A 12,077-nucleotide genomic window follows, 5' to 3' on the forward strand; every position below is an offset into this window, starting at 1 on the left:
GACGTAGGACGGACGTAAGAAGGGGCTGTGAATGATGAGAAGGCTGAAGCCCGCCGGTCGTCCTGTCTCTCACACCGCCATCAGCGGCGCGTCCTCGCGCCACTTGAGGATCTTGTCGAAGCTGACCACCGCGCCTCCGCGCCCGGGCCGGTTGCCGATGTGGACGTGGTCGGCGAGCTCCTCGATCAGGCACAGGCCCCGGCCGTGCTCGGCGTCCGAGCGGGCGGGGCGCGTGGTCGGCGGCGGGGCGAAGCCCGGGCCGGAATCGGCCACCTCGATGCGGCACTTCTCGCCGTCGAGGTAGGCGGTGACGCGGTACGCCTCCGAGGAACCGCCGACCGCCGTGCCCCCGCCGTGCTCGACGGCGTTGGCACAGGCCTCGCTGAGGGCGACGGAGAGGTCGTAGGAGACGTCCGGGTCGACGCCCGCCGTCTCCATCGTGCCGAGCAGCAGGCGTCTGGCCAGCGGAACGCTCGCAGCGTCGCGCCGCAGATGGAGTGACCACCAGATGCTCATGCTCCAGCCTCCCGGCCGCGGCTCGACATACCGTTTCTTATTGCCGCCCGTGGCCGCGTGTAAGCGTGGAGTTGACGTGATGCCGCCCATATGGGCGATGCGTACGGGGTGGAATCGGTGTATGTGAGGGCGGTTCACGCCAGAAAGTGATCTTCGGATCGTACGGAACCTTGTGGACCTGCCGTATGGCGCCCGTCAGGCCAGTGCGATGATGAGCCCGCCATGACTGCCCCCCACCAGCGCACGGCGCGCGCCGGACACGACGTCCGGATTCTGCGGGCCGCGGTGTTCGCCGCGGTCTGCGTCGTGCTGGCCGCGGCAGGTCACACGCTCGCCTCCTGCGCCACGGTTCCGCTGTGGACGCTGGGCGCCGGGTTCCTGGGGACCGCGCTGGTCGTGGTGCCGCTCGCCGGGCGCGCGCGGTCGCTGCCGGGCATCGCGGCGCTGCTCGCGCTCGGGCAGACCGTGCTGCACACGCTGTTCGGGCTCGGGCAGGAGACGTCGGCGTCGGCCGCCATGTCGATGCCGTCGATGTCTTCGATGTCGTCGATGCCGATGTCCTCGATGCCGTCCGTGTCCTCCCTGCGGTCCGTGTCCGACGCGGCCCTCGTCGAGCGGGCCGCGCGGCTCGTGTGCGGGACCACGGCGGCGGCGATCAGCCCTGCCCAGGCCCGCAGGATCCTCGCCGACGCCCGGCTGCCGGTGAGCACCGGCACCGGCATGGACATGAGCTCCATGCACCACACCGCGGACGCCACCGGCGCCTCGGCCTCGCTGCTGCCGTCGCTGCCGATGCTGCTCGGGCACGTCCTCGCGGCCGTCGCCGCGGGGTGGCTGCTGCGCCGGGGCGACCTGGCACTGCTCAGGCTGGTCGAGCTCTCCCGGACCGAGGGGGCGCCCGGACGGTCCCTGCGCGCCGCGCTCGCGCTGGTGCGCGCCCTGCGCGCCGGGCTCCCGTACGCCCCCGAGGCGGCTCCGCGTCCGCCGCGCACGGCCCTGCTCGCCCCGCCGAAGCCCCGTACCACCGCACTCCAGCACTCGGTGATCAGGCGCGGCCCGCCGGCCGCCGCACCCGCTCTCGCTCTCGCCGCCTGACGCGACGCGACCCGCACTCCACAGAGGGAGCCGGCCGCCGTCGTGCGGCACACGCGCGTGCGCGCGTCCTGCTCACCCGACCCCACCCGAAGTGGAGTGTTCCCCTGTCATGAAGGCTTCCCGTCTCGCCGCGACCGGCGCCGTCGCCGCGTCCGCCGTGGTCGTCCTGTCCTCGCCCGCCTTCGCCCACGTCAGCGTCCAGCCCGAGGGCACGGCCGCCAAGGGCGGCTACGCGGTCGTCGACTTCAAGGTCCCCAACGAGCGCGACGACGCCTCGACCACCAAGCTGGAGGTCACCTTCCCCACCGACCACCCGCTGGCCTCCGCCATGCCGGAGCCGATGGCCGGCTGGAAGATCGAGGTCACCAAGTCCACGCTGGCCAAGCCGGTCGAGCTGCACGGCGAGAAGATCACCGAGGCCGTCTCCAAGATCACCTGGACCGCGGACGGCAAGGGCATCGAACCGGGCTACTTCGAGAAGTTCCCGGTCTCGGTCGGCGCGCTGCCCGAGGACACCGACGAACTCGTCTTCAAGGCGCTGCAGACGTACTCGAACAAGGAGGTCGTGCGCTGGATCGAGGTCCAGCAGGACGGCCAGGAGGAGCCGGAGAACCCCGCGCCGGTGCTCGCCCTGTCCGCCGCCTCCGACGACGGGCACGCGCACGGCTCGGCCACGGCGGAGGACGCCTCCGACAAGACGACCACGGCCGCCTCCGACAGCTCCTCCTCCGACGGCGGCGACACCACCGCGCGCGTGCTCGGCGTGGTCGGCATCGCCGTCGGCGCGCTGGGCGTGGCCTACGGCGTGCTGGCCGGGCGTCGGCGTACCGCCGCCTGAGGACTCTGATCGGCGTGTGCGCCGGGGCGCGACCCCGGCGCACACCGCGGCTCTCACATCTGGGACATTTTTCTATGCGCAAGAAGACGTTCGCCACGGCCGCGCTGTTCGCCGCCGCCGCCCTGACCCTCTCCGCCTGCGGCAGCGGCGACGACGGCAAGGACCCGGTCTCCGTGGTCTCCGAGGACACCTCGCAGAAGGCCGCGACCATCCTCGACCAGCCCTTCGAGAAGCCCGACCTGGTCCTGACCGACACCCAGGGCAAGAAGTACGACTTCCGCAAGGAGACGGCCGGCAGGCCGACGCTGATCTACTTCGGCTACACCCACTGCCCCGACATCTGCCCGCTGACCATGAACAACCTCGCGGTCGCGAAGAAGCAGCTGCCCGCGGCGGAACAGGACAAGCTGCGGATCGTGTTCGTCACCACCGACCCGGCCCGCGACACCCCCACCGAGCTCGGCAAGTGGCTCAAGGGCATCGACCCGCAGATCGTCGGCCTGACCGGCGACTTCTCCACCATCCAGGCCGGCGCCCGCACCCTCGGCATCTCCATCGAGCCGACCCACAAGGACAAGAAGACCGGCAAGACCGTCTCGGTGCACGGCACCCAGGTCATCGCCTTCTCGCCGAAGACGAACGGCGGTTACGTCCTCTACGGCGAGGACACCACCGTCGACGACTACACCAGGGACCTCCCCAAGATCATCAAGGGTGAGAACCCGTGAGGCGACTCGCCCCGGCGGCCCTGGTCCTCACCGGCGCCCTCGCGCTCGCGGGCTGCGCCGACTCCGGGCCCGAGCTGTCCGTGGGCTCCTCCTACATGCCCCAGCCGGTCTCCGACATGGCCGCGGGCTTCCTGACCGTCGCCAACAAGGGCGACGAGAAGGACGCGCTGACCTCGGTCACCAGCACCCTGGGCACCGTCACGATGCACGAGACGGTCGGGCAGTCCATGCAGGAGGTCACCTCCCTCGACGTACCGGCACACGGTCAACTCGTGTTCAAGAGCGGCGGCAACCACCTGATGTTCGAGAAGCTGAAGCACGAGCCGAAGCAGGGCGAGAAGGTGACCGTCGAACTGCACTTCGCCAAGTCCGGCCCCCTCACGGTCGAGATACCGGTGAAGTCGGCCACGTACAACCCTGCGACCGGCCACTGAGGGAGGGACCACCGTGACGCAGACCATCACCCCCCGCCGCGTGCGGAGCCTGATGCTGCTGCTCCTGGCCGTCGTCGGCGCGGTCCTCGCCGCCGCCGGCCCGGCCTCCGCGCACGCCGCGCTGACCGGCAGCGACCCCGCGCAGGGGGTGGTGGTCAAGCAGGCGCCGACCGAGGTCGCCCTCACCTTCTCCGAGAAGGTCGCGACCTCGGACGACTCCCTGCGCGTCCTCGACCCCAAGGGCACCCGCGTCGACACCGGCAAGCCGTCCAACATCAGCGGCACGACGTATGCCGTGCAGCTCAGGAGCGGCCTCGCCGACGGCACGTACACCGTCTCCTGGCAGGTCGTCTCCGCCGACAGCCACCCGGTCGCCGGCGCGTTCACCTTCTCCATCGGCGCCCCCTCCACGACCACCGTCTCGGTCGGCGACCAGACCGTGGGCGGCGGGATCGTGGGCTGGCTGTACGGCTTCGGACGGTACGTGTCGTACGGCGGCTTCATCGTCATGGCCGGCGGCGCCGCCTTCGTCCTGGCCTGCTGGCAGCGCGGCTCGGGCGTACGGCCGGTGCAGCGGCTGGTCGTCTCCGGGTGGCTGGCGCTGACCTCGGCCACCCTGCTGCTGCTCCTGCTGCGCGGCTCCTACACCACCTCCGGCAAGGTCGGCGACGTCTTCGACCTGAACCTGCTCGGGCAGGTGCTGCAGACCAAGACGGGCGCGGCGCTGGTCTCCCGGCTGCTGCTGCTCGCCGCCGCCGCGCTGTTCATCGCCGTGCTGTTCGGGGCGTACGACAAGCGCGAGGACGAGGAGAAGCGGGACCTGACCTTCGGGCTGGCGATCGGCGGGGCCGTCGTCTCCGCCGGGCTCGCGGCGAGCTGGGCGATGGCCGAGCACGCCTCGACCGGCCTCCAGCCGGGCATCGCGATGCCGGTCGACGTGGTGCACCTGCTGGCGGTCGCCGCGTGGCTGGGCGGGCTGTGCGCGCTGCTCGTCGCGCTGTACCGCTCGGAGACTCCGGTGGAGGCGGCGGCGGTACGGCGGTTCTCCCGCGTCGCCTTCGGCAGCGTCTGCGCGCTGGTCGCGACCGGCGTCTACCAGTCCTGGCGCCAGCTCGGCTCCTGGTCGGCGTTCACCGACACCTCGTACGGGCAACTGCTCCTCGTCAAGATCGGCCTCGTGACCCTGCTCGTCGGCCTCGCGACGATCTCGCGGCGCTGGACGGCACGGCTGGGGGACCCGGCGGTGACGGAAACCGACCAGGAGGGCACGACCGAGGTCGGCGAGGAGCCCGCGGCGAAGACCGGCAAGGAACCGGCGAGCGTGAGCGCGAAGGGCACCGTGGCGACGGGCGGGAACGAGGCCGCCGTGGGAGCGGAGGCCGCCGGCGACTCCGTGAGCTACGGCGATCCCGAGGGCCGCGGCGACTCGGTGAGCGCCGGCGTTTCCGGCGGCTCCCCTGGGTCCGAGGACACCGGTGCGACCAAGGGCTCCGGTCGGTCCGAGGGCCCCGGCGAGTCCCAGGCCGGCGTCGGATCCAAGGCCGTCGGTGACTCTCGGCGGGCCGTTCAGCTTGCGCGGCAGCGGGCCGCTGTCGATGCCGCGCGGCAGAAGAAGCGGCGGGACGCCGATCCCGACCGGTTCGGGCTGCGGCGTTCCGTGCTCGCCGAGGCCGGCGTCGCCGTCGTCCTCCTCGCCGTCACCACCGTGCTGACGCAGACCGAGCCGGGCCGCACGGCGGAGGAGGCCAAGGCGGCCACCGCGTCCTCCTCGTCGTCCGCCTCCTCGGCCGACTCCTCCTCGGGCGCGCTGACGCTGACCATGCCCTTCGACACCGGCGGAACCGACGGCAAGGGCGTCGTCTCGGTCGACTTCGACCCCGCCCGCGTGGGCGGCAACGAGATGCACGTCTACGTCACCCGGCCCAACGGCCGCGCCTTCGACGTCCCCGAGGTGAAGGTCGCCTTCACCCTGGAGACGAAGAAGATCGGGCCGCTTCCCGTCAATCCCGACCACGTCACCACCGGACACTGGGCGGCCGAAGGGGTGCAGATCCCGATGGCCGGCGACTGGAAGGTAGCCGTCACCGTGCGGACCTCCGACATCGACCAGGTGACCGTCTCCAAGAACGCGCAGATCGGCTGAACCGCACCATGGCAGAACAGTCCATCCCGGAGGCCCGGACCGCCGCCCCCGACGAGGGCGCCACCCGGCCGGCCCCCGCCGCCGCGGGCCTCTCACGCCGCGCCCTCCTCGGCACCGCCGGCGCCACCGGGCTCGTGCTCGGCGCGGCCGGAGCGGCCGTCGGGTACGCCGCCGCCCCCTCCGAGGCCACTCCGCTGACCTCCCTCGGCGCGGACATGGCAATGTTTCACGGGAAACATCAGCCCGGCATCACCGACGCCCTCCAGGCCAAGGGCCACCTCGTCGCCTTCGACCTCACGGCGGGCGCCGGCCGCAAGGAGGCCGCCGCGCTGCTGCGCCGCTGGTCGGCCACGGCCGAGCGGCTCATGGCGGGCGAGCCGACGGGAAGCGACGACACGGACGTGGCGCGCGACGCCGGGCCCTCGTCGCTGACGATCACCTTCGGCTTCGGCCACAGCTTCTTCTCCCGCACCGGTCTGGAGAAACAGCGCCCCGTCGCCCTCGACCCGCTGCCCGACTTCTCCTCCGACCACCTCGACAAGTCCCGCAGCGACGGCGACCTGTGGGTGCAGATCGGCGCCAACGACGCCCTGGTCGCCTTCCACGCCCTGCGCGCGATCCAGAAGGACGCGGGCAGCGCGGCCCGCGTCCGCTGGCAGATGAACGGCTTCAACCGCTCGCCGGGCGCCACCGCCCACCCCATGACGGCACGCAACCTCATGGGCCAGATCGACGGCACCCGCAATCCCAAGCCGACCGACGCCGACTTCGACCAGCGCGTCTTCGTGCCATCCAGCGGCACGCCCGCGTGGATGGCGAACGGCTCCTACGCCGTCGTACGCCGTATCCGGATGCTCCTCGACGACTGGGAGAAGCTCTCGCTCAAGGCCCAGGAGAACGTCATCGGGCGCCGCAAGGCGAACGGGGCGCCGCTGTCCGGCGGCACCGAGACGACCGCGATGGACCTGGAGAAGACCGACGCCAACGGCGAATACGTCGTCCCGGTCAACGCCCACGCGCGTATCACCCGTCCCGACCAGAACGGCGGCGCGGCGATGCTGCGGCGCCCCTTCTCCTACCACGACGGCATCGACGCGGACGGCACCCCGGACGCGGGCCTGCTCTTCGTCTGCTGGCAGGCGGACCCGCTGCGCGGCTTCGTGCCCGTCCAGCGCAAGCTCGACCGCGGAGACGCCCTGTCGAAGTACATCCGCCACGAGGCCAGCGGCCTGTTCGCGGTGCCGGGCGGGGCGGCGAAGGGGGAGTACGTGGGCCAGGCGCTGCTGGAGGGGTGACGGTCACTCCTTGGGGCGGCCGTCCTGAGACGCGCACGCCGGGCCGCGCAAGGGCCATTAGGGTGAGGGCATGCCAGCGAGCTATGCGTATCTCGGCCCCGAGGGCACCTTCACCGAAGCGGCCCTGCGCACCCTTCCCGAGGCGGCCACACGGGAGCTGATCCCGTACGTGTCGGTGCAGTCCGCGCTGGACGCGGTGCGCGGCGGCGAGGCCGAGGCGGCGTTCGTGCCGATCGAGAACTCCGTCGAGGGCGGCATCACGACCACCCTGGACGAGCTGGTCGCGGGCGCGCCGCTGATGATCTACCGCGAGGTGCTGCTGTCGATCACCTTCGCGCTGCTGGTGCGGCCCGGCACGAAGCTGTCGGACATCAAGACCGTCTCCGCACACCCGGCCGCCCAGCCGCAGGTGCGCAACTGGCTGCGCGAGAACCTCCCGGACGCCGACTGGGAGTCGGCCGCCTCGAACGCGGACGCCGCCCGGCTGGTCCAGGAGGGCCAGTACGACGCCGCCTTCGCCGGCGAGTTCGCCGCCGCCCTCTACGGCCTGGAGGCCCTGGAGACCGGGATCCACGACGCGGAGAACGCTCAGACCCGGTTCGTGCTCGTCGGCCGGCCCGCCCGGCCCGCCGCGCCGACCGGCGCCGACAAGACCTCCGTCGTGCTGTGGCAGCGCGACGACCACCCCGGCGGGCTGCGTGACCTGCTCGGCGAGTTCGCCACCCGGGGCATCAACCTGATGCTGCTGCAGTCCCGCCCGACCGGCGCCGGCATCGGCAACTACTGCTTCTGCATCGACGCCGAGGGCCACATCGCCGACCGCCGGGTGGCCGAGGCCCTGATGGGGCTGAAGCGGATCTGCCTGGAGGTGCGGTTCCTGGGGTCGTACCCGAGGGCGGACGCGGGCGTGGAGGACGTGAGCGCGCCGCGGCCCGGAACCTCGGACGAGGAGTTCGCGGCGGCCTCGGACTGGGTGGCCCGCTGCCAGGACGGCCGCTTCTAGGTCTAGTCCTACCTGCTGATATTCGTTATCCACAGGAGTTATCCACAGGTCCGCTTCTCGACCTGGGGACAAGTCGACAACACATCGCCACCCTGTCGACAAATCGGCCTACAGACCCCTCCTTCATCCACCGTCGCGCAGGTCACCGTTCGTCCACTCTTTTCCTTTGCTCAACCCTTTGGGGCGACCGAGGATGACCAGTTACCACTCGAAAGGGGTGGTAAATGAGGTTTTGCACGGGGAATCCAGGGCGTGACGGTCCGGTTTCGGAGTGATCAATTCCGGAATCCACAGATCTTCCGCACACCCTGTGGATAACTCTTCGGGGGTTGTGGACAGCTGTGGACAACGGCGCCCCAAGTCCCGTTCTCCACAAGGGATTCGAGTCAACCCGACGCCTCACGCCGTGCCCCGTCCCGGGGAGTGAGACGTCCTTTATTGACCTCTCCCGACACGGCACGCAATTACCCCATAACGGTACGTAAGCGGTGATTCGGAATACCGAGTCGTGAGCCGTCACCCCGCACCGGTAGCCTTGGCCGCGTGATTGACCTTCGTCTGCTCCGTGAGGACCCCGACCGTGTGCGCGCTTCCCAGCGCGCCCGTGGAGAGGACGTCGCGCTCGTCGACGCTCTCCTGTCTGCCGACGAGCGGCGCAGGTCGTCCGGCGTCCGCTTCGACGAGCTGCGTGCCGAGCAGAAGTCGCTCGGCAAGCTCATCCCCAAGGCCTCCGGGGACGAGAAGGCCGAGCTGCTGAAGAAGGCGAGCCAGCTCGCCGCCGACGTCAAGGCCGCCGACGCCGAGCGCGACGCGGCCGACGCCGAGACCCAGGAGCTCCTCCTCCAGCTGGGCAACCTCGTCCACCCGGACGTGCCCGTCGGCGGCGAGGAGGACTTCGTCACCCTGGAGACGCACGGCACCATCCGCGACTTCGGCGCCGAGGGCTTCGAGCCCAAGGACCACCTGGAGCTCGGCACGCTCCTCGGCGCGATCGACGTGGAGCGCGGCGCGAAGGTCTCCGGCTCCCGCTTCTACTTCCTCACCGGCATCGGCGCCCTGCTGGAGCTCGCGCTCGTCAACGCCGCGATCGCGCAGGCCACCGCGGCCGGCTTCACCCCGATGCTGACGCCCGCGCTGGTGCGCCCGCAGTCGATGGCGGGCACCGGCTTCCTCGGCCAGGCCGCCCAGGACGTCTACCACCTCGACGCCGACGACCTCTACCTCGTCGGCACCTCCGAGGTCCCCCTCGCCGCGTACCACATGGACGAGATCCTCGACGTCGACCGCCTGCCGCTGCGCTACGCCGGCTTCTCGCCGTGCTTCCGCCGCGAGGCCGGCTCGCACGGCAAGGACACCCGGGGCATCTTCCGCGTCCACCAGTTCGACAAGGTGGAGATGTTCTCCTACGTCGCTCCGGAGGACTCGCAGGCCGAGCACCAGCGCCTGCTGCAGTGGGAGAAGGAGTGGCTGACCTCGCTGGAGCTGCCGTTCCGCGTGATCGACGTGGCCACCGGCGACCTCGGCGCCTCCGCCGCCCGCAAGTTCGACTGCGAGGCGTGGATCCCGACGCAGGGCAAGTACCGCGAGCTGACGTCGACCTCGGACTGCACCGAGTTCCAGTCCCGCCGCCTGTCGATCCGCTTCCGTGACGGCAAGCAGGTCAGGCCGCTGGCGACGCTCAACGGCACGCTGTGCGCCGTACCGCGCACGATCGTGGCGATCCTGGAGAACCACCAGCAGGCCGACGGCTCCGTGTACGTGCCGCCCGTGCTGCGCCCGTACCTGGGCGGCCGGGAGGTCCTGGAGCCGGTCGCCAAGTGACCGACTTCCCCTACCGGCTGATCGCGACCGACCTCGACGGGACGCTGCTGCGCTCCGACGAGTCGGTCTCGCGCCGCACCCGTGACGCCCTCGCCGCGGCCATCGCGGCGGGGGCCGTGCACATCGTCGTCACCGGCCGCGGAGCGCCGTGGACCCGGCACGTCCTCGACGACCTCGGCTACGACGGCCTCGCCGTCTGCGGTCAGGGCGCACAGGTCTACGACGCCAAGGAGCACCGGCTGCTGACGTCCGTGACCCTGGACCGGCAGCTGGCGGGCGTCGCCCTGGCCAAGATCGAGGCGGAGGTCGGCCCGCTGCACCTGGCGGCGAGCCGGGACGGACTGGACGGTGACGTGCTGGTCGGACCGGGTTACGCGGTCACCGGCTCGCTGCCCGCCGTTCCCTTCACGGACGCGGCCGACCTGTGGGCCGCCCCGCTGAACAAGATCTACATACAGCATCCGACGCTCACCGACGACGAGCTGGCCGAGGCGGCCCGCCGGGCCGCGGGCGGCTTCGTCACGGTCGCGATGGCGGGCGCGGGCATCGTGGAACTGCTGCCGCTGGGCCTGTCGAAGGCGACGGGGCTGTCCCTGGCCGCGCGCAGGCTCGGCGTGAAGGCGGCCGAGACCATCGCCTTCGGCGACATGCCCAACGACATCCCGATGTTCGCCTGGGCGGCCCGGGGCGTGGCGATGGCCAACGCCCACCCGGAGCTGAAGGCGGTCGCGGACGAGGTGACGGCCTCGAACGAGGAGAACGGCATCGCGGTGGTGCTGGAGCGGTTGCTGGGCTGACCTGTCGGCCGCTGTCGGTCGTCTTCTGCGGAGGATGCACGGATCGAACGTGCGCGGGCTTTCCAGGCCCGACCTTGGCTTAGCAAGCCAGTGCCTTACCACTCGGCCAATCCTCCGGGTGGGCGGCCCACGCGAGAGCGACATCGCGTGCTCGAAGCGGCCGCCCCGGGCAGTTCCTGGGGGTGACTCGACGGTGGCGTAACTACACCGGAGTCCTCCGCGGACTGCCCTGACGGGAGCTGGACGTCCTGTCGTGCATGGACATCGCCCGGCTCCTCTCCCAGAACGTGGCGCCGAAGCCGCCGTACCCACGGACGGTTTCCGGCGGGGTGGACACAACCATCCTGCCTGTACGACGCGTTGGGCGCCACTGATTAAAAGGCGGCCGCCGGTCTGCCTACCGCCGCCGCCACTTCCGCCGGCGCCCCTTGCTGAAGAACCAGCCGGCCGGCGGCTCGTCGGAGCGCCACGGCTGCGGCTCGGGTTCCTCCTCGCGCCAGCGGGCGGCGAGCATGCGGGCGCGGGCTGAGGGCTCGGTCGTCCCGGCGGACCGTATGAAGTCCTCGTCCAGGACCAGGTCGTCCCAGTCGTCTGCCATCCCCATTCCTCTCAGCCCGGCCTTCCCATTTGCCCAGTGTGCCCGGACAGGGGTGAAGTCCCCGTCAGTAAGCGCCGCGTTACTCCTCGCCCGCCAGCGTCAGCGAGCGCAGCTTCTGCCCGGCGTACCAGGTGGCGAGGACCGTCACCGCGACCAGGAACACCGTCGCCGTGGTCAGCCCGACGTCCGAGGTCACCAGGTCGCCGCCGGCCACCTTGTGCGCGACCGCCAGCGACCACTGCTGGACGCTCAGCGTGCGCGCGCCCGGCACCAGGGAGCCGAACAGGGCCTCCCAGACGAGGGCGTAGACGAGACCGAAGACCACCGCGTGCCGGGACACCGTGCCCAGCAGCAGGAAGAGCGCGGCGTAGGCGATGGAGGACACCAGGGCGGCGACCGTGTAGGCGACCGCGATCTGCTGGCCGTTGCCGTTGAGGATGAACCCGGCGATCAGGGTCGGCAGGGCCGAGAAGACCATGGTCACCGCGATCGCCACGATCAGCTTGGTGAAGATGATCGTCGGCCGCTTGACCGGCTTGGACAGCAGGTACACCACCGAACCGTCGTCGATCTCCGGCCCGATCGCGCCCGTGCCCGCGATGACGCCGATGATCGGCACCATCGTGGCGAGCGCGAGCCCGCCGAGCAGGTCCGAGGCCGTCTGGTCGTCGGCGCCGACCAGTCCGCGCACGATCACCGCGATCACGACCAGCAGGACGGGCAGCGCGCCCAGGATGAGGGCCCGGCGGCGGCCGAGCAGGGCCCGGTAGGTGAGCCGGGCGACTGTGGGGTCGTACATCTTCGGCCTC

The 12,077-nt window shown here is 71.3% G+C and carries 12 protein-coding genes and 1 tRNA gene; 9 read left to right on the top strand and 4 right to left on the bottom strand.

Features of this window, described 5'->3' with window-relative positions; all coding sequences use genetic code 11:
• Positions 1-69: 69 nt before the first annotated feature.
• A complete protein-coding gene (locus ACYF6T_RS21520) occupies positions 70-516 on the bottom strand; it encodes an ATP-binding protein (protein ID WP_461698412.1) in 447 nt (148 codons plus the stop codon).
• Between the two features lie 222 nt (positions 517-738).
• On the opposite strand from ACYF6T_RS21520, the gene ACYF6T_RS21525 reads away from it, so the two are divergent.
• The 9 genes from ACYF6T_RS21525 to ACYF6T_RS21565 all read left to right on the top strand — a co-directional run bounded on the left by ACYF6T_RS21525 (position 739) and on the right by ACYF6T_RS21565 (position 10,670).
• Positions 739-1,611, top strand: coding sequence for a hypothetical protein (locus ACYF6T_RS21525; RefSeq protein WP_461698413.1), 873 nt, complete (start codon positions 739-741; stop codon positions 1,609-1,611).
• A gap of 109 nt (positions 1,612-1,720) precedes the next feature.
• Complete coding sequence (locus tag ACYF6T_RS21530; RefSeq protein ID WP_461698414.1) at positions 1,721-2,449, top strand: YcnI family copper-binding membrane protein; 729 nt, start codon at positions 1,721-1,723, stop codon at positions 2,447-2,449.
• 74 nt (positions 2,450-2,523) lie between these two features.
• Positions 2,524-3,177 carry an SCO family protein gene (locus ACYF6T_RS21535; RefSeq protein WP_461698415.1) on the top strand — a complete coding sequence of 218 codons (654 nt, stop codon included), beginning with the start codon at positions 2,524-2,526 and terminating at the stop codon, positions 3,175-3,177.
• Entirely contained in the window at positions 3,174-3,611 is a 438-nt protein-coding gene (locus ACYF6T_RS21540; protein WP_461698416.1) for a copper chaperone PCu(A)C, read from the top strand. The genes ACYF6T_RS21535 and ACYF6T_RS21540 overlap by 4 nt, the downstream gene beginning before the upstream one ends.
• Before the next feature lie 13 nt (positions 3,612-3,624).
• Positions 3,625-5,754, top strand: a complete 2,130-nt coding sequence (locus tag ACYF6T_RS21545; protein WP_461698417.1) for a copper resistance CopC/CopD family protein — start codon at positions 3,625-3,627, stop codon at positions 5,752-5,754.
• A gap of 8 nt (positions 5,755-5,762) precedes the next feature.
• A complete protein-coding gene (efeB, locus tag ACYF6T_RS21550; RefSeq protein ID WP_461698418.1) occupies positions 5,763-7,049 on the top strand; it encodes an iron uptake transporter deferrochelatase/peroxidase subunit in 1,287 nt (428 codons plus the stop codon).
• Between the two features lie 70 nt (positions 7,050-7,119).
• Entirely contained in the window at positions 7,120-8,052 is a 933-nt protein-coding gene (pheA, locus tag ACYF6T_RS21555; protein WP_461698419.1) for a prephenate dehydratase, read from the top strand.
• Between the two features lie 543 nt (positions 8,053-8,595).
• On the top strand, positions 8,596-9,873 hold the full coding sequence (serS, locus tag ACYF6T_RS21560) for a serine--tRNA ligase (protein ID WP_461698420.1): 1,278 nt from the start codon (positions 8,596-8,598) through the stop codon (positions 9,871-9,873).
• A complete protein-coding gene (locus ACYF6T_RS21565) occupies positions 9,870-10,670 on the top strand; it encodes an HAD family hydrolase (protein WP_461698421.1) in 801 nt (266 codons plus the stop codon). Before serS ends, ACYF6T_RS21565 begins: the two co-directional genes overlap by 4 nt.
• A gap of 28 nt (positions 10,671-10,698) precedes the next feature.
• Here ACYF6T_RS21565 and ACYF6T_RS21570 read toward each other — a convergent pair.
• The 3 genes from ACYF6T_RS21570 to ACYF6T_RS21580 all read right to left on the bottom strand — a co-directional run bounded on the left by ACYF6T_RS21570 (position 10,699) and on the right by ACYF6T_RS21580 (position 12,067).
• Positions 10,699-10,786: transfer RNA gene (locus tag ACYF6T_RS21570), tRNA-Ser, on the bottom strand.
• Positions 10,787-11,067: 281 nt separating this feature from the next.
• Positions 11,068-11,268 (bottom strand): SGM_3592 family protein, encoded by a 201-nt coding sequence (locus ACYF6T_RS21575; RefSeq protein ID WP_461698422.1) that lies wholly within the window; start codon positions 11,266-11,268, stop codon positions 11,068-11,070.
• A gap of 79 nt (positions 11,269-11,347) precedes the next feature.
• The gene (locus tag ACYF6T_RS21580) at positions 11,348-12,067 is read right to left on the bottom strand and encodes an ABC transporter permease (RefSeq protein WP_461698423.1); all 720 of its coding nucleotides are present in this window, start codon (positions 12,065-12,067) and stop codon (positions 11,348-11,350) included.
• Between the last annotated feature and the right edge of the window lie 10 nt (positions 12,068-12,077).

Source organism: Streptomyces sp. 7R007 (assembly GCF_054850255.1).

What these genes read in the sequence shown, in the direction of transcription:
- ACYF6T_RS21520 (WP_461698412.1), bottom strand. Translation starts at nt 516, where the DNA reads ATGAGCATCTGGTGGTCACTCCATCTGCGGCGCGACGCTGCGAGCGTT.
- ACYF6T_RS21525 (WP_461698413.1), top strand. Translation starts at nt 739, where the DNA reads ATGACTGCCCCCCACCAGCGCACGGCGCGCGCCGGACACGACGTCCGG.
- ACYF6T_RS21530 (WP_461698414.1), top strand. Translation starts at nt 1,721, where the DNA reads ATGAAGGCTTCCCGTCTCGCCGCGACCGGCGCCGTCGCCGCGTCCGCC.
- ACYF6T_RS21535 (WP_461698415.1), top strand. Translation starts at nt 2,524, where the DNA reads ATGCGCAAGAAGACGTTCGCCACGGCCGCGCTGTTCGCCGCCGCCGCC.
- efeB (WP_461698418.1), top strand. Translation starts at nt 5,763, where the DNA reads ATGGCAGAACAGTCCATCCCGGAGGCCCGGACCGCCGCCCCCGACGAG.
- pheA (WP_461698419.1), top strand. Translation starts at nt 7,120, where the DNA reads ATGCCAGCGAGCTATGCGTATCTCGGCCCCGAGGGCACCTTCACCGAA.
- ACYF6T_RS21575 (WP_461698422.1), bottom strand. Translation starts at nt 11,268, where the DNA reads ATGGCAGACGACTGGGACGACCTGGTCCTGGACGAGGACTTCATACGG.
- ACYF6T_RS21580 (WP_461698423.1), bottom strand. Translation starts at nt 12,067, where the DNA reads ATGTACGACCCCACAGTCGCCCGGCTCACCTACCGGGCCCTGCTCGGC.